Annotated in this window: 13 protein-coding genes and 1 tRNA gene; 7 read left to right on the top strand and 7 right to left on the bottom strand. The window is 73.4% G+C overall.

From position 1 onward, the window contains the following. Positions 1–112: 112 nt before the first annotated feature. Positions 113–322, bottom strand: a complete 210-nt coding sequence (locus tag WMF20_RS36815; protein WP_437606450.1) for an FAD-linked oxidase C-terminal domain-containing protein — start codon at positions 320–322, stop codon at positions 113–115. 318 nt (positions 323–640) lie between these two features. On the opposite strand from WMF20_RS36815, the gene WMF20_RS36820 reads away from it, so the two are divergent. Beyond that, positions 641–715: transfer RNA gene (locus WMF20_RS36820), tRNA-Gly, on the top strand. Positions 716–770: 55 nt separating this feature from the next. Here WMF20_RS36820 and WMF20_RS36825 read toward each other — a convergent pair. From WMF20_RS36825 to WMF20_RS36835, 3 genes are read right to left on the bottom strand one after another with little or no spacing between them, the layout of a single operon-like run. Further along, complete coding sequence (locus WMF20_RS36825) at positions 771–1,790, bottom strand: DUF2891 domain-containing protein (RefSeq protein ID WP_437606451.1); 1,020 nt, start codon at positions 1,788–1,790, stop codon at positions 771–773. Between the two features lie 10 nt (positions 1,791–1,800). After that, positions 1,801–2,757 carry a DUF979 domain-containing protein gene (locus tag WMF20_RS36830; protein ID WP_437606452.1) on the bottom strand — a complete coding sequence of 319 codons (957 nt, stop codon included), beginning with the start codon at positions 2,755–2,757 and terminating at the stop codon, positions 1,801–1,803. Further along, positions 2,754–3,446, bottom strand: coding sequence for a DUF969 domain-containing protein (locus tag WMF20_RS36835; RefSeq protein WP_437606453.1), 693 nt, complete (start codon positions 3,444–3,446; stop codon positions 2,754–2,756). The genes WMF20_RS36830 and WMF20_RS36835 overlap by 4 nt, the downstream gene beginning before the upstream one ends. A gap of 205 nt (positions 3,447–3,651) precedes the next feature. Between WMF20_RS36835 and WMF20_RS36840 the strand changes: the two genes are divergently transcribed. Both WMF20_RS36840 and WMF20_RS36845 read left to right on the top strand, forming a co-directional pair. Further along, positions 3,652–4,107 (top strand): GNAT family N-acetyltransferase, encoded by a 456-nt coding sequence (locus WMF20_RS36840; protein ID WP_437606454.1) that lies wholly within the window; start codon positions 3,652–3,654, stop codon positions 4,105–4,107. A gap of 77 nt (positions 4,108–4,184) precedes the next feature. After that, on the top strand, positions 4,185–4,943 hold the full coding sequence (locus WMF20_RS36845) for a hypothetical protein (RefSeq protein WP_437606455.1): 759 nt from the start codon (positions 4,185–4,187) through the stop codon (positions 4,941–4,943). A 37-nt stretch (positions 4,944–4,980) separates the two neighbouring features. Here the strand turns inward: WMF20_RS36845 and WMF20_RS36850 are convergent, their stop codons facing one another. Genes WMF20_RS36850 through WMF20_RS36860 form a run of 3 tightly spaced genes read right to left on the bottom strand, consistent with a single transcriptional unit; the run spans position 4,981 to position 8,356 of the window. After that, on the bottom strand, positions 4,981–7,251 hold the full coding sequence (locus WMF20_RS36850) for a molybdopterin cofactor-binding domain-containing protein (protein WP_437606456.1): 2,271 nt from the start codon (positions 7,249–7,251) through the stop codon (positions 4,981–4,983). A gap of 2 nt (positions 7,252–7,253) precedes the next feature. Then, entirely contained in the window at positions 7,254–7,712 is a 459-nt protein-coding gene (locus tag WMF20_RS36855) for a (2Fe-2S)-binding protein (RefSeq protein WP_437606457.1), read from the bottom strand. Then, positions 7,709–8,356 (bottom strand): Isoquinoline 1-oxidoreductase subunit, encoded by a 648-nt coding sequence (locus WMF20_RS36860; protein WP_437606459.1) that lies wholly within the window; start codon positions 8,354–8,356, stop codon positions 7,709–7,711. Before WMF20_RS36860 ends, WMF20_RS36855 begins: the two co-directional genes overlap by 4 nt. A gap of 919 nt (positions 8,357–9,275) precedes the next feature. Between WMF20_RS36860 and WMF20_RS36865 the strand changes: the two genes are divergently transcribed. From WMF20_RS36865 to hrpA, 4 genes are all read left to right on the top strand, one after another. Further along, positions 9,276–10,628: a serine/threonine-protein kinase gene (locus WMF20_RS36865; protein WP_437606460.1), complete on the top strand. Its 1,353-nt coding sequence runs from the start codon at positions 9,276–9,278 to the stop codon at positions 10,626–10,628. A gap of 11 nt (positions 10,629–10,639) precedes the next feature. Further along, complete coding sequence (locus tag WMF20_RS36870; RefSeq protein ID WP_437606461.1) at positions 10,640–11,575, top strand: PEGA domain-containing protein; 936 nt, start codon at positions 10,640–10,642, stop codon at positions 11,573–11,575. Beyond that, positions 11,572–12,300: a hypothetical protein gene (locus tag WMF20_RS36875; RefSeq protein WP_437606462.1), complete on the top strand. Its 729-nt coding sequence runs from the start codon at positions 11,572–11,574 to the stop codon at positions 12,298–12,300. The genes WMF20_RS36870 and WMF20_RS36875 overlap by 4 nt, the downstream gene beginning before the upstream one ends. A 127-nt stretch (positions 12,301–12,427) precedes the next feature. Further along, positions 12,428–16,198 (top strand): ATP-dependent RNA helicase HrpA, encoded by a 3,771-nt coding sequence (gene hrpA, locus WMF20_RS36880; protein WP_437606463.1) that lies wholly within the window; start codon positions 12,428–12,430, stop codon positions 16,196–16,198. Positions 16,199–16,236: the final 38 nt, after the last annotated feature.

Consider the following 16,236-nt stretch of genomic DNA (forward strand, 5'->3'; position numbering starts at 1 on the left):
TTCGCATCGGGCGAGCCGGGATCTTGCTCTCCGGCCCGCGGCTGCATCCCGGACGGATCGCAGGCGTAGTTGCACCTCTCCGTGAGGCCCCGCGCGCGGCGCCGCCCCGCGTTCACCCGCGATCGGCGGGAGGCCTCGCGCCCGGGCGCGGCGCGATCACCTTCCCAGGGTTGAGGATGCCGTCCGGGTCGAAGGCGTCCTTGATGCGGTGGTGCAGCGCGAGCGACGCCGCGCCGAGCTGGCGCGTGAGGAGGCCGCGCTTGAGCGTGCCGACGCCGTGCTCGCGGGTGATCGTGCCGCCGGGCTCGAGCGCCTGCGCCATCACCGCCTCGAAGGCCGTGACCGCGCGCCTCGGCCGCGGCGTCGTGGCGGAACGCAGGGCGCTGCCCCCGCGCGCCGCGCCTCCCGGGCAGGGGGCTCGCCGGGACCCGGGCCGGCCGGGCGAGCTCGTGCCGTCCGGCACGCACGATCCCTCCAGGATCGTGCACCTCGGCGCTTGACTACGGCGACGCCGGTTGATACTCCTCCGCCGCCTCGACGGAGCAGCCCTTCGGCGGTGGCTCGGCGCAGCTCAGGATCTACTCCGAGCGGCTCCGATGAGGGTGCTCTCCAGCTCCCTCTGTTTCTGTACCCGACGTTTGCGGGAGTAACTCAGTGGTAGAGTGCAACCTTGCCAAGGTTGACGTCGCGGGTTCAAATCCCGTCTCCCGCTCCACGATCTAGACGCTGCGGCGCGAAGCAGGCGCCGCGCAGCGCACCCCTGGTGCCCGTCACTCCGCCCCGGCGCCCAGCGCGAGGAGGGCGAAGCTCGCCAGCCAGTGCTCGCCCATGTAATCGCCGGCCACGTGCGGCAGGCTGGTGTCGAGGTGCCGCTCGGCCGCGTCGAAGGCGCGGGCGCGGACCGGATCCCCTTCGGGCAGGGCCGCGGCGAGCGAGCGCCAGCAGAAGGCGCGGCTCAGGTTCAACCCGTCGAGGTGGGCGATCTTGCCGTCGCTGCGGTCGCTGACCGTCGCCGGCGCGAACAGGGTCGCGGGCTCGCCGTCCGCCGCGCGCGGGAGGAACCGCGCGAACCAGCCGCGGAACTCCGGTCCGGACAGGACCCGGCGCATGCACTCGGCCTCCATGAGGGCGGGCGAGAGGAAATCGTCCTGCGAGGGCTCCCACGCCTGGCAGTCCGCGTCGCGGCCGTACCACGCCCGCGCGGACTCGGCGCAGCGCCGCGCGAGCCGCTCATCGCCCTTCACGGCGGCGTACTCCAGCGCGAGCGCGAGGGCGAAGGCGCTGTTCGTGTGCGCGCCGGCGCGGACCGGGTACGTGGCCCGGGGCAGGTACTCGAGGAGCCGCTCGGCGAACGCGTCGCCGAGCGGGGCCAGCGCGGCCGACCACCGCTGGCCCTCGCCGGTGCCGCAGCGCGCGAGCTCGGCCGCGAGCAGGAGCAGCCACGCCCATCCATACGGCCGTTCAAAGCCGCGGCTCGCCGGCCGCCGTAGATAGTCGAGCTCGGCGGCGACCTTGTCGGCCGTGAGCTGCGCGTCCAGGAGCGCGCGGATCGCCGCCGCGCCGGGCGCGCCGGGGAAGAGGCGGTACACCCGCGCGAGGAGCCAGTGGCCGTGCACGCACGAGTGCCAGTCGAAGCTGCCGTAGAAGATGGGGTGAAGGTCGCGCGGGCCCTTCACGTCCTCGGGGCCGGACATGACGTGATCGAGCTTGTTCGGATACTCCCGCGTCACGTGCCCGAGCGCGATGGAGGCGAGACGCGAGGCGATGTCGGGTGTGAGCACGTGTGCCATGGCTAAAACCTCAGCGCCGGAAGGCGAGCAAGTACATGAGGAGCGTGTTCCCGACCAGCAGGAGCAGCGCGGTGGGGAGCTGGGCCTTGATCACGCCGTCGCGGTCGGGCAGCTCGAGCAGGGCCGCGGGCACGATGTTGAAGTTGGCGGCCATGGGGGTCATCAGCGTCCCGCAGAAGCCGGACAGCATGCCGATGGCGCTCATCACCGCCGGATCGCCGCCGAGCCGGCGCACGATCAGGGGCAGCCCCACGGCCGCGGTCATGACCGGAAAGGCCGCGAACGCGTTCCCCATGATCACCGTGAACACCGCCATGCCCACCGTGTAAGTCGCCACCGCGGCGAGGCGGCCGCCGAGCGGGAGCGCGCTCCCGGCCAGCCCCCCGACCGCGTCGCCGACGCCCGCGGCCGCGAACACGACCCCGAGCGCGGCCAGCATCTGAGGCAAGATCGCCGCCCAGCCCACGGTGTCGAGCAGGCGCCGGCCCTCCTGCAGCGGGGCGAGCAGCGGCGGGCGCAGCCACGCCACCGAGGTCGCGAGCGCCAGCACCACGCCGAGCGCCAGCGAGATCAGCGTGGCTTGGCCAGGGTGGAGCAAGGGAGCTCCGTGGATCTCGACCCGCCGGAGGACCAGCGCGCCCAGGAGCGCGGTCGCCGGGATGATCAGCGCCGGGACGAAGAGGCGATCCCCGCGCCGGTCGGCGCTCGCGCGCCGCTCCGCGGGCGTCGTCGTGGCGGGGCGGCCCTGGCCCAGGCCCCCGACGCCGGCCAGGAGGACGAGCGCGATCGCGAGGACGCCGTTCGGGAGATCCCCGAGGCGCGCGCCGAAGAGGAAACTCGTCGCCAGGAGGCCCCAGAAGAGGGCGTTCTTCCAGCGCTTCGGGTTCTCGCGGTCGACCGCGCTCAGGGCGGACGCCGCCGCGAAGAACAGGCCCGCCGCGAGGTAGCCGATGTCGAGGGTGATCATTCGCGCGCCTCGCCGCCGTCCGCGCGGGCGAGCTCGCGCCGTAGCCGCCGGTCGAGCAGGAGGAGCCGCGTCCCGTGGACCAGGAGCGCCAGGATCGCCGTGGGGATGGCCCAGACCGACAGCTGGAGCGGCTCGACGAAGATCCCGTTCTGCTCGAGGAACCCCTTGATCAGCAGGATCGACGCGATGGCGAGGAAGATGTCCTCGCCGAAGAACAGCGCCACGTTGTCGGCCGCCGCCGCCGCGGCGCGGATCCGAAAGCGCGCGCTGTCCGGCAGCGGCCCGTGTCGGTTCTCGGCGGCGGCCTCGGCCATGGGCGCGATCAGCGGCCGGACCATCTGCGCGTGGCCGCCCAGCGAGGTCAGGCCGAGGGCCGCGCTGAGCTGCCGTATCATGAAATACGCGAGCAGGAGGCGGCCGGTCGTGGCGGTCTTCACCCGCGAGACCAGCGCGCGCGCCCGCTCCTGGAGCCCGGAGCGCTCCAGGAGGCCGATGACCGGCAAGACCAGCCAGACGAGGCTGACATAGCGGTTGTCGTTGAAGGCCTTGCCCAGGGCGGAGATCCCCTGGACAAGACTCATCCCGGCCGAGAGGCTGGTCACGACGGCGGCCGCGGCGACGACCAGGAGCGGATGGATCCGGACGACAAAGCCGACGACCACGACCGCGACCCCGAGGAGCGTGAGCATGCTTCTTCCCCCGTGTTCGCGGGCAACGTCGCACGCGGGCGGCGGCATCGTCCATGGGCGCGCCCAGCACGGCGCGCCCGGCCGCCTGCCCTTGACGCAGGCCGGCGCCTCGGATTGCTTGCCGCTAGGCGACGGATGTAGGGGTCGCCACGGGGCCGCGAGGGACCGGCCCCACAGCCTGCACGCGCAACGGAGGAGCGACGGAGTGGACCACCAGGCAAGCGAAGAGCTCGTCATCTCGTCGGACAAATCGCGCCTCGATCGCGCGCTGATCCACAGCGTCCTCGCCTCCGCGTACTGGAGCAAGGGCATCCCCCGGGACGTGGTCGAGCGAGCGATCGAGGGCTCGCTCTGCTTCGGCGCCTACAAGGCCGGCGCGCAGATCGGCTTCGCCCGGGTGATCACCGACCAGGCGACGTTCGCGTACCTGGCCGACGTGTTCATCGTCGAGGCGGAGCAACGAAAGGGGTACGGCAAGGCGCTGATGGCCCACGTCACCGAGGCCCTCGGCCGGCTCGGGCTGCGGCGGACGTTGCTCGCCACCGCCGACGCGCACGGGCTGTACCGGCAGTTCGGCTTCGCGCCGCTCGAGAAGCCGGAGAGGTTCATGGAGATCCACGTCAAGGACGTCTATCAGCAGAGCAAGACGGGGACGTCGTAGCCGCGCCGCGCGATCGGGGGTCGCCGGCTCGATGGATCTCGATGCAGATCGAGCGGACATCGCTCGAAAGGAATGAAATGCCTCCCACCCACGACTGGCGGCGGCTCGCAGAGCAGTTCCTCGACACCCACGGCATCCGGTCGATGGGGGAGATCGAGGCCCGCATCGGGCCGCTGGAGGGGCTCGCATCGCCGGAAGCGCTCCGCGCCTTCCAGGCGTGCGCAGAGCCCGACGCAGCCGAGCTCTCGCTCCTGCTCCGCGATAGGCGCCTCCGGCTGTTCGTGAAGCTCCTGATGTTCGCCACCGAGACCGTGCCCGCGCCGATCTTCCCCGATGCCGTTCGAGCTGCGGTGGACACGGACGATCCGTCGTTCAATCAGCAGTTCGCCTGGGCGTGCACCATCGTCCACGGGCGTAGGCCCGTGTTCGACGAGCTCCTGAAGATCTGCGAATCAGGCTCGAATCGCGAGAAGTACGGCGTGGCGGGGGTTGTGTACTGGTGCGCGATACCTCGCGAGCACATCCGCTGGCCTCACCTTCGGTACACATCCCGGCAGCTGCCGCCGGACGAGCCCATCGATGACCTGCTGGCTCGGTTCGAAGACTGGGCCGTCGCGGAGTTCGTCCGGAACCCCGATCTCGATGTGCGCCGATCGCTCGTGCATTACATCACGCGCGGCAAGGAGCGCCATCCCGACCTGACCGACGCCGCCATCGCGAGCGCTCGCGAGCACGAGGACGACTACGTCAGGCACCGGATCCGGGCGGATCTTGGAGAGAGCCTCCAGCTTCCCTGCAAGCCCATGCTGTCGAGAGGTCCAGAGGACGCGGGATAGGGCCGCGTCGGAGAGGAGATCCGCCGCGGCCGCCCCGTCACAGCCCCAGGCGCCGCAGCGGGAGCTCCCGCGCGCGCGTCTTCGTCAGGGCGAACACCGCGTTCGCGATCGCGGGCGCCACCGGCGGCACCCCGGGCTCCCCGACGCCGCCGGGCGGCGCGTCGCTCTTCACGATCTCCACGTGGATGCGCTTCGGCACCTCCGTGCTCCGCACCACCGGGTAGTCGCGGAAGTTCGTCTGCTCGACCGCCCCGCCCTTCACCGTGATGGCGCCGTGGAGCGCGATGCTCATCCCGAAGACGACCGCGCCCTCCATCTGCGAGCGCACGCGATCCAGGTTGACCACCGTGCCGGGGTCGGCGACGAGCCACACCTCGTCGACCTGCACCTTGCCGAGCGCGTCCTTCGACACCGCGGCGACCACCGCCACGTAGGTGAGGAAGCTCCGGTGCGCGGCGAGGCCCACGGCGCGACCCGCCTTGCGCGCGGCGGCCCACCCCGAGATCTCCGTCACGCGCTCGATGACGTGCCGCAGCCGGCCCACGTCGACCGGGTGCTGCTCGATCGGCGCCCCGTAGTTCGGGACCTTCTGGACCCCCAGCTCGGCCGGCGACGCCTGCCGGGCCGGGCCGAGCACCTCGAGCAGCACGTCGCGCGGATCGGCCTGCCGCGCGTGGGCGATCTCGTCGATGAAGCTCTGCACCGCGAAGGCGTGGAAGATGTTGCAGACCGACCGGAGCCACCCGATCCGGACGTGCGCCGGCGCGTCGCACGCCTCGGCGCGGACGTTCGGGGACGCGAGCGCGAGGTCGAGCACGCCGAGGCCGAGCTCGTTCTCGCTCGGGGTCTTCACCTTCCCGTCGAACGTCGACGGGATCGGCGGAAACGCCGTCCGGTGCAGCCAGGCGCTCACCTTGCCGTCCGCGTCGAGCCCCGCCTTGAGGTACTGCGCGCTCACGCTGTGGAAATACCCGCTCTGCACGTCGTCCTCGCGGGTCCACTGCACCCGCACCGGCGCGCCCATGGCGCGCGCGAGCAACGCCGCCTCGGCGCAGTAGTCCGGCTTCGACTTCCGGCCGAAGCCGCCGCCGAGCAACGTCACGTGCACCGCGACCTTGTCCTCGCCGACGCCGAGCGCCCGCGCCACCTCGGTCCGCGCCGCCTGCGGGTTCTGCGTCGGCGCCCACACCTCGCAGCCGTTCGCGTCGACCCGCGCCACCGCCGACGGCGGCTCCATGGCCGCGTGCGCCAGGTGCGGCACGTAGTACTCGGCCTCGATCGTGCGCGCCGCCTTCGCGAACGCCCCGTCCACGTCGCCGACCTTGCGCACCACCTTGCCCGGCGCCCGCACCGCGGCCGAGAGCGCCTGGCGATAGCTCGCCGAGTCGTACGCCGCGTTCGCGCCGTGATCCCACTCGATCTGCAGCGCCGCGCGGCCGCGCATCGCGGCCCACGTCGTGTCCGCCACGACCGCGACCCCGCCGAGCGGCTGAAACCCGACCGCGCCGCCCGTCGGGCCCGGCAGATCCACGAGCTTCTTCACGCCCGCGACCGCCAGCGCCCGCGCCCCGTCGTACCGCGCCACCTTGCCCCCCACGACCGGCGGGCGCGCGATGACCGCGGTGAGCATGCCCGGCAGGCGTACGTCCGCGCCGAACTGCGCGGCGCCCGTCACGATGGCCGGCCCGTCGAGCAGCGGGAGCGGGCCGCCGACGCGCTTCAGCTCGGCGACGGGGCGGAGCGCGACGGTCTTCGCGTCGGGCACCGGGAGCTTCGCCGCGTCGGCCACGAGCTCGCGGAAGTCGAGCGAGCGCTTCGACTTCGCGTGGTGGACGGCGTGCTGCTCGGCCACGCACTCGGCGGCGGGCACGCGCCACCTCTTCGCCGCGGCCGCGACCAGCATGGCGCGCGCCGTCGCGCCCACGCGGCGCATCGGCTCGTAACCGTTGCGCACGCTGCGCGAGCCGTCGGTGTTCTGATCGCCGTAGGCCTTGTCGCCGTCGCCCTGCACGATCTTCACCCGCGCCATGTCGGCGCCGAGCTCGTCGGCGACGAGGACCGGCAGCGAGCTGCGGATCCCCTGCCCCATCTCCGACCGGTGGCAGACGATCGACACCGTGCCGTCGGTCGCGATGTGGAGGAACACCCCGGTCCGGAGCCCCGGTTCTTGCGGCAGCGTGGAAGGAGCCGGCGGGGGCGGCGCGGCCTCGGCGTCGCCCTCGGCGAGCCCGAGCGCGAGCCCGCCCATCGCGAGCCCGAGCCCCGCGAGGAAGGAGCGGCGGAGGAGGACGACGCGTTGCTGTTCCATCTTCACTCCGTGGGCAGGCCGGCGGCCTTGCGGACCGCGGCGCGGATGCGCGTGTACGTGCCGCACCGGCAGATGTTGCCGGCGAGCGACTTGTCGATGTCCTCGTTCGAGGGGCGCGGGTTCTTCCGCAAGAGCGCGGCCGCGCTCATGATCTGCCCCGCCTGGCAGAAGCCGCACTGCGGGACGCCGAGCTCCACCCACGCGCGCTGCAGCGGGTGATCGCCGGCCGGGCCGAGCCCCTCGATGGTCGTCACCGAGCCGCCGGCGGCGCGCTTCACCGGCGTCACGCAGGCGCGCACGGTCTCGCCGTCGAGGTGCACCACGCACGCCCCGCAGAGCGCCTGGCCGCAGCCGTACTTGGTCCCCGTGAGGCCGAGCACGTCGCGCAGCACCCAGAGCAGCGGCATCTCCGGATCCACGTCGAGCTTCTGCTCGGCGCCGTTCACCTTCAGGATGATCATGGTCGGGACTCCTCGGGCGGGCACGCGGCGCCCGCCTTCACCCACGCGTCGACGAGCGCGCCGAAGGCCGCCTGCGAGCCGGGCGCCTTCGTGCGGCCGTGCCCGGGCGCCCACCCCCACGCGACGAGCTCGTCGTGCGCGGCGTGCTCGGCGATCTGCGCGAGCGTCTTCTTGCCGTTGCGCGCCGGGTCCTTGATCTGGGCGCAGATGGCCGCGGGCGAGCGGCCGAGCCAGGCCATCTCCGCCGGCGCGAGGTGCCAGCCCGGCGCCCCGGGCACGCGGGCGAAATCGAGGTTCTGCACCTGGTGGCACGACGTGCACTCCAGCGCCGCGAGCCCGCGATCGGCCGGGCCGCGCTCGACGGGCGGGCTGTGGCGCTCGCCGGCGTCGCCCTGGCGCGGGACGCCGTCGTGCGGGTGGCAGTTCACGCAGCGCGGGTGGAGCAGCACCTTGCTCGCCTCGAGGAAGAGCGAGGCCGCGCGCGCGTCGTCGTCCCGGATCGACGCGAACGCCTCCGGGCTGCGGAGCTCGCCCGGGGGCGCGGGCGGGAGTTGGACCGGCTTGGGCGCCTCCGCGGGAGGGGCATCGCACGCCGCGGCGAGGAGGCCGACGCCCGCCAGGAAGCAGAGAAAGAGAGGCTGCATCGCTGCGCGTAGACTGCTTGCTTCGCCCGCACGACACAAGCCCTGATCGACGGCCGCGCTCGCGAGATCGCGCGAGCTCTGCCGGCGGTGGTCCGCTTGCCCGCTCGACCCGCTCCACCCGCGCCCGCGCGTGACCTCGTGTCCGGCGCGAGGGAGCGCCGCGCGAGCGCGGTTGTCTCGGCACTCCGCGGCTCCGGGGTGCGCGCCCCGGAGCGTCCTCGGTGTCGGCAACGGCACAAATACGTTGCTCGCCATCATCCATCCATCCGGCAACGCCGAGCTCGGACACGCGCCCGATCGCGCCGCTCTCGACATCACACCTCGGGCGACCCTGCCCGCGCCAGAGCGCCGCGCCCGCTCCTCGGAGCCCCGGCAGCGCGCGTGGAAACCTCTCCGCCGCTCCGGAGATCTCGCGTGGAAATGCCGCCCGTTCTCATCCGTTCAGCGCCGCGGCCATGGACGGACCCCTGCTGGCGCGCCGACAACCGGCGCCGGCCGCAACGGCGCGCGGTCGCCCGGAGCGCACGGCAGGCGACATCGCGAGTCCGGGCGGCGTGACGGTCCGAGCGGCGTCGCGGCTCCTGGCGATGTGGCGCCGCCCGCAACGCGCGATGCGCGCGACCGTTATTGAAGGCAGAGCGCCGCGAGGCGCGCCCGCCGCGGTAACCTCGCCTGTAGCGAACTGTCACGAGGGCTCTGTGCGGCGCGGCCTCGCGCCACGATGCGCCACGCCGACTCCAGCTCATGTCCTTGGAACCGTTCAATCGAGACGCTGGCTCGCCGCATGCAAGCCCCCTCCGGCATGAGCAAGACGGTAGGAATGGGTGAGGCCACACAGCCATCGCCGTGCCTGATCGCCCCAGCTGAGGCAAGGTGCCACACCGCGCCGTCGAGCTCGGACCGCGCACCGCTGCCGGGGATGCAGGTGGGCGCGCAGCTGCGGCTCCTCCGCGCGCTCGGTCAAGGCGGGATGGGGAGCGTCTGGCTCGCCGAGCACGTGGGGCTCAAGACGCAGGTCGCGGTCAAGTTCCTCCGTGACATCTACGCCGATCACCCGCTCGCCGTCACCCGGCTCCGCCGCGAGGCGGAGGCCGCCGCCCGGATCCAGAGCCCGCACGTGGTGCGGGTGTTCGACCTGGGGTTCACCGATCAGGGGGTCCCGTACATCGTGATGGAGCACCTCGAAGGCGAGACGCTCCACGACCTGGTCGAGCGCCGCGGGCGGCTCTCGCTCGACGAGACGGCGACCATCCTGCGCCAGACGTGCGCCGCGCTGGCCAAGGCGCACGAGGCCGGCATCGTCCACCGCGACGTCAAGCCCGAGAACATCTTCCTCGTCTCGGGCGAGCGCGAGCCGTTCGTGAAGGTGCTCGACTTCGGCATCGCCAAGAACACCGCCGAGGAGGCGGAGCGGCTCACGGTCACGGGCGCCATCATGGGGACGCCGCACTTCATGTCGCCGGAGCAGATGGCGGGCGGCGCGAAGGTCGGGCCGCACAGCGACCTCTGGGCGCTCGGCGTCGTGGCCTACTTCTGCCTGACCGGACAGACCCCGTTCGGCGGGGCCACCATCGCCGCGGTGGCGGTCGCGATCGACCGCGGGCCGCCCCCGCCGCCGTCCCGCCTCGTCCCGGGCCTGCCGCCCGCGATCGACGCCTGGGTCCTCTCGCTGCTCGAGCCGGATCCGGCGCGCCGCGTCCAGAGCGCCCGCGCCGTCCTCGAGGCGCTGGACGCCGCCATCGCCGCCCCGCGCGACTCGCGGCCCGCCCCGACCGAGATCATGCCCCCGCGCGACAGCCTCGCCTCGGGCGAAGGCTTCTCGTCCCTCGTGACCACGCTGATGCCGTTCGGCACGCTCGGCGCCGCCTCGCCGCGGCAGCGGTCGCGGGCGCGCACCTGGGCCGTGGCGGCGGCCGCCGTGATGGGGGTGAGCACCCTGGCGTGGGCGGGCGTCACCCGGACGGCGCCGGCATCGGCGGCGCACGTCGCGTCGCTCGCGATGGTCGGCGTCGGGCCGGCGGCGCACGCCGCCCCCGCCGCCGAGCCCGCGGCCCAGTGCGCGACGAGCGCGCCGCAGCCCGAGGCCCCGGCCATCGCGCCGCGCCCCGCGGCCAGCGCGCCGCAGCCCGACGTCGAGCCTGCGGCCGAGGCCCCGGCGCCGGCCGCGCATAAGGCGCCGGTCGCCGCGCAGGCGGCGCGCGTGGCGCCCGGCGAGCCGCCGGCCAAGAAGGTCGCGACGCGCAGCCGCGCGCGGCGCGATCTCGGATTCTGACGGGGAAATCCATGCACTCCCGGCCCACGACCCTGATGATGATCGCCGGCCTGCTGATCGCGGCCTCACCCGCGCTCGCCGGCGAGGGCGCAGGCGCCGCCGGCGGCGAGGCCGACGACAAGGCGCGGAGCGAGGCCCGGGAGCTCGTGTACACGGGCGACGAGCTCTTCGCCCAGAAGCGCTACGCGGAGGCGCTCCGCGCCTACCAGCGCGCCGAGCGCCTGGTCTGCGTGCCCACGACCTCCATCGAGGTGGCGAAGACGCTCGCCGCGATCGGCCGGCTCAGCGAGGCGCGCGAGCTCGCGTCGACGATCGCCTCGTCGCGCGCGACCCCCGGAGAGCCGTGGCCGTTCACGCAGGCGCGGCGCCGCGCCGACGCCCTGGGCAGCGAGCTCGACGGGCGCATCCCCCGGCTGAAGGTGCGGCTCGCGCCGAACCCCGCCGGCGCCAGGCTCAAGGTCGACGGGCAGGAGGTGAAGGTCTCCGCGGAAGGATCGCCGATCGATCCGGGCAACCACTGGGTCGAGGTCGAGGCCGACGGCTACCTCGGCGCCCGGCAGCGGGTCTACGTCCCGGAGCGGGAGGTCACGACGCTGGACGTCGCCCTCACCCCGGAACCCTCCTCGGGCAAGGCCGCGACGTGGGCCATCGGCGGGTTCATCGCCTCGGGCGCCGGGCTCGCCGTGGGGCTCGGCGCGGGCGCGGCCTACCTGGGCGCGCGGAGCGACCTCGAGGACGCGTGCCGGCGGGGCACCTCGAGCTGCACCGACGGCGCGCGAGGCAGCGCGAACGCGCTGGGCTGGGTCTCGAACGTGGGGTTCGGCCTCGCCATCGCCGGGGCGGCCGTCGGGGGCGTCGCCCTCGGGCTGGAGAGCGCGCGGGCGCCGGCCTCGAACGTCACCTGGGCGGTCGGCCCGGGCTACATCGGCGTGCGGGGAGCGTTATGAAGGCGCGCTCGGCGACGGCCTGCACGCTCGCCGCATGGCTCGCCGGCTGCCAGGTCCTCGCCCCGCTGCCCGGCGAAGGCGGCGAGGGCGGCACCCTCGCGACCGACGGCGGCAGCGTGGAGACCGACGGCGACGCCGGCGACACCGGCGACGCGAGCCGGGACAGCGGGCCCACGCCGCCGCCGGCGCCCACGCCGCCGTCGCCGCCGCCGCAGCAGCAAATCGGCCCGTGCGAGATCGCCGAATGTTCGACGCACTGCGTCGCCTCGGTGGATCGATGCGAGCTCGCGCCGCAGTATCCGTCGGTCGAGGCGTGCTGCGCGGTGTGCGAGGCGATGCCGTCGCCCGCGGGCTACGCCGCGTGCCGGCCGGCGGAGACGGGCGATCCCGCCGGCTGCACCGGCGCCGGGCCGCTCGGCCCGGACGACGGCGACGGGTGCGTCGGGCGGTGCGAGGCGCTCTGCACCCTCTACGCGGCCCTGTGCCCGCTCCGGGTGCCGGATCGCGAGACCTGCACGGCCATGTGCTCGCTCTGGCCGGCGCCGGACGTGTTCAACGCGTGCACCCGCCTGCGCGCCGAGGGCACGCTCGAGTGCCGCATGCAGCTGATCTTCGCCGCGCTCGACGACGACCTGGACGAGAAGAAGCGCGACCAGCTGTGCCGCGACATCCTCCAGGGCCGCTGCCGCGACCCGAAGTGCGAGGACGGCGGCGACGACGATTGACGGGGCGCGCGCCGACGGCGGAGGGGCGGCGCCCGGGCGCGCTCCCGGAGGCGGCGCAGCGCCGCGCTCCGCGAGCGCACGGCTTCGACGGCGCGCCGCGGCGGGAGATGCTACCCCCTCGCGCACCGTGAGCTCCCGCGTTCCGCACGAGTCCTCCCCTGCGCCGGCCGCCCCCGGCGGCCAGACGTCACCGCTGCCCGCGTCCGCGGGCCCGGTCCGCTTTCCCGAGGAACTGCCCATCTCGGCGCGGGTGCTCGACATCGCCCGGGCCATCGAGGCGCACCCGGTGGTGATCGTCGCGGGCGAGACCGGCTCGGGCAAGACCACGCAGCTGCCCAAGATCTGCCTGGCCATGGGCCGCGGGCTCACCGCCCGGATCGGCGTGACGCAGCCGCGCCGCATCGCCGCCACGAGCGTCGCGGCCCGCGTCGCCAAGGAGCTCGGCGTCGAGCTGGGCAAGGAGGTCGGCTACAAGATCCGCTTCTCGGACAGGACGAGCCCGGCGACGTACGTCAAGTACATGACCGACGGCATCGTCCTCGCCGAGATCCAGGGCGATCCGCGGCTCTCGGACTACGACACGCTCATCATCGACGAGGCCCACGAGCGCAGCCTCAACATCGATTTCCTGCTCGGGTACCTCAAACGCCTCTTGCCGAGGCGGCCGGATCTCCGCGTCATCATCAGCTCCGCCACGCTCGAGACCGACCGGTTCGCGGCCTATTTCGACGGCGCGCCCGTCATCGAGGTCTCCGGCCGCACGTATCCCGTGGAGGTCATCCACCGTCCCCCCGAGAGCGGCGAGCCGGAGATCGCCGACGCGGTCGCGAGCACGGTCGAGGAGATCACCGAGATCGACCCGCGCGGGGATATCCTCGTCTTCCTCCCCGGAGAGCGGGAGATCCATGACACGATGGCCGAGCTCGAGCGCCACGGCCTGCCGCACACGACGCTCTTGCCGCTCTACGGGCGGCTCCCGCAGGGCGACCAGCAGCGCGTGTTCCAGTCGATCCCGGGGCGGCGGATCGTGCTCGCGACGAACGTGGCCGAGACCTCGCTCACCATCCCAGGCATCGTGTATGTGGTCGACGCGGGGCTCGCCCGCGTGAACCGGTACAGCCCCCGCACGGGCGTCACCCAGCTCCAGATCGAGCCGATCTCGCGCGCGAGCGCCGATCAGCGCAAGGGACGCGCGGGCCGCGTGCAGAGCGGCGTCTGCTTCCGGCTCTACGCCGAGCAGGACTACCAGTCGAGGCCTGCTTACACCGATCCGGAGATCCTGCGCGTCGGCCTCTCGGGCGTGATCCTCCAGATGAAGGCGCTCGGGCTCGGCGCCATCGAGGATTTCCCGTTCCTCGACGCGCCGTCGAAGCGCGCCGTGGACGAGGGCTATCGGGTCCTCGAGGAGCTCGGCGCGCTCGACGAGTCGGGCGCGCTCACGGACATCGGCCGGAAGCTCGCGCGGCTGCCGCTCGATCCGCGGCTCGGCCGGATGGTCCTGGGCGGCGAGCGCGAGGGGGCGCTCGCCGAGGTGCTGATCATCGCCGCCGCGCTCGGGGTGCAGGATCCGCGGGAGCGGCCGCTCTCCGCGCAGAAGCAGGCCGACGACGCGCACCGGAAGTTCAAGGACGAGACGTCGGACTTCGTGGGGCTCCTGAAGCTGTGGAGCTTCTACCAGGACGCGCAGGGCCGGCTGACGCAGAACCAGCTCCGGAAGGCGTGCCGCGATCATTTCGTGTCGTACCTCCGCATGCGCGAGTGGGCCGACGTGCACCGGCAGCTCAGCCGCATCACGCGGGAGATGGGCTTCTCGCCGAACGGCGCGCCCGCGAAGGGCGACGCCATCCACCGCGCGCTCCTGCCCGGCCTGCTCAGCCGTATCGGCATGTGGAACCAGGAGCACCGGGTGTATCTCGGCGCAAGGCAGACGCGCTTTCAGCTCCACCCGTCCTCGGGCCTCGCGAAGAAGCCGCCCGCGTGGATCATGGCCGCCGAGCTGGTCGAGACATCGCAGCTCTTCGCCCGGATGGCGGCGGCCCTCGATCCCGCGTGGATCGAGGCCGCGGCCGGGCCGCTCTGCAAGCGCAGCTACGGCGATCCTCACTGGGCCGCGAAGCCGGCGGCGGTGATGGCCAAGGAGCAGGTGACGCTCTACGGGCTGCCGATCGCGCGGGACCGCAGGGTCGATTACGGGCCGATCGACCCGAAGGCCGCGCGCCCCATCTTCCTCCTCCACGCGCTGGTCCGGCAGGAATACACGACGCGCGGGGCGTTCATGGAGGCGAACCGCCGGCTGTTCGAGGAGGTGAGCCGGCTCCGCGACAAGGCGCGGAGGAGCGAGATGCTGGCGGACGAGCACGCGCTCGAGCTCTTCTTCGACCGCCGCGTGCCCGAGGGGGTGTACAGCGGCAAGACGTTCGAGGCGTGGCGGAAGGAGGCCGAGGAGAAGGACCCGCGGGTGCTTCACCTGTCGCTCGCCGACGTCCTGCTCGACGAGGCCGCGGAGCTCACGCCCGAGCGCTTCCCCGACGCGCTCGACCTCTACGGCGCGACCGTGCCGCTCTCGTACCGCTTCGATCCCGGCGAGGACGACGACGGCATCTCGCTGTCGCTGCCGCTGGTGCTCCTGCCGCAGGCCGATCCGGACGAGCTCGAGTGGATGATCCCCGGGTGGCACGCCGAGAAGATCGCCCTGCTGCTCGAGACGCTGCCGAAGTCGCTCCGCAAGGCGCTGGTCCCGCTCCGGGAGGTCGCCCGGGAGATCGCGGCGGATCTCCGGCCGTTCCAGGGCCCGATGCGGCCGGCGCTCGCGGCCGCCGTCGAGGATCGCACCGGCGAGCGCGTGCCGGCGGACGCGTTCCGGCCCGACGATCTCCCGCCGTACCTGCGCTTCTATTTCCGCGTGATCGGCGAGGATGGCCGGGTGATCGGCGAGGGGCGCGACCTGCGGGAGCTCAAGGAGCGGCTGTCGGGCCGGGCGCGCGAGGCCTGGGCGAAGGTCGGCAAGGCGGGTCTGGAGCGCGACGGGCTGACGTCGTTCGGGGTCGACGCGCTGCCCGAGCGCGTGCAGGTCGACGCCGGGGGGCAGAAGGTGTTCGGCTATCCGGCGCTGATCGACAACGAGACGTCGGTCTCGGTGCGCGTGCTCGCGTCGGGGGCGGCGGCCGCCGAGGCGACGCGCGCCGGGCTGCGGCGGCTCGTGCTGCTGCAGATCGGGGGCAAGATGAGCCAGCTCGAGCAGCCGCTGCGCAGCGCCGTGGCCGTGAGCGGGCTCGGCGCCAAGGTGGCCCCGGGCGAGCCCGGCCTCGCGCGGCAGATCGCGCTGCGCGCGCTCGACGAGGCGTTTCAGCTCGGCGATCCCGCGGCGTTTCCGAGGACGCGGGCCGCGTTCCAGGCGCGCCTGGACGAGGGCCGGCGGTCGCTGCAGGGCGTGCTGGGGAAGCTCTCGGGGATGGCGCGCGAGATCGGCGTCGAGCTCGATCGCGTGCAGTCGATGCTCCGGTCGATGGCGGGGAAGCCGGGCTCGCCGAGGCAGGCGCTCGACGACGTGCGCACGCAGGTCGACTTCCTGCTGCCGGTCGGGCTCTTCGCGCGCGCCCCGCTCGACCGGCTCGCGCACCTGCCCCGCTACCTGCGCGCCACCCAGATCCGGCTCGAGCGGCTGCCGAACGGGCCGCAGAAGGACCAGGCCAAGGCCGCGCAGGTGCTGCCGTTCTGGCAGGACTACCTCAAGCACCAGCAGGCGCTCCTCAACAAGGGGGTTCCCGCGGAAGAGCTGGAGTCGTTCCGCTGGCTGATCGAGGAGCTCCGGGTGTCGCAGTTCGCGCCCGAGCTGAAGGCGGCTGTCCCGGTGTCGACGCAGCGGCTGTCGGAGCAGTGGAAGCGGCTGCTGGGGTAGCTGGGGGCAGAGCGACGAATCCAAGCATTACGTCGAAG

The organism is Sorangium sp. So ce834, from assembly GCF_051521425.1.
GTDB lineage: Bacteria > Myxococcota_A > Polyangia > Polyangiales > Polyangiaceae > Sorangium > Sorangium cellulosum_D.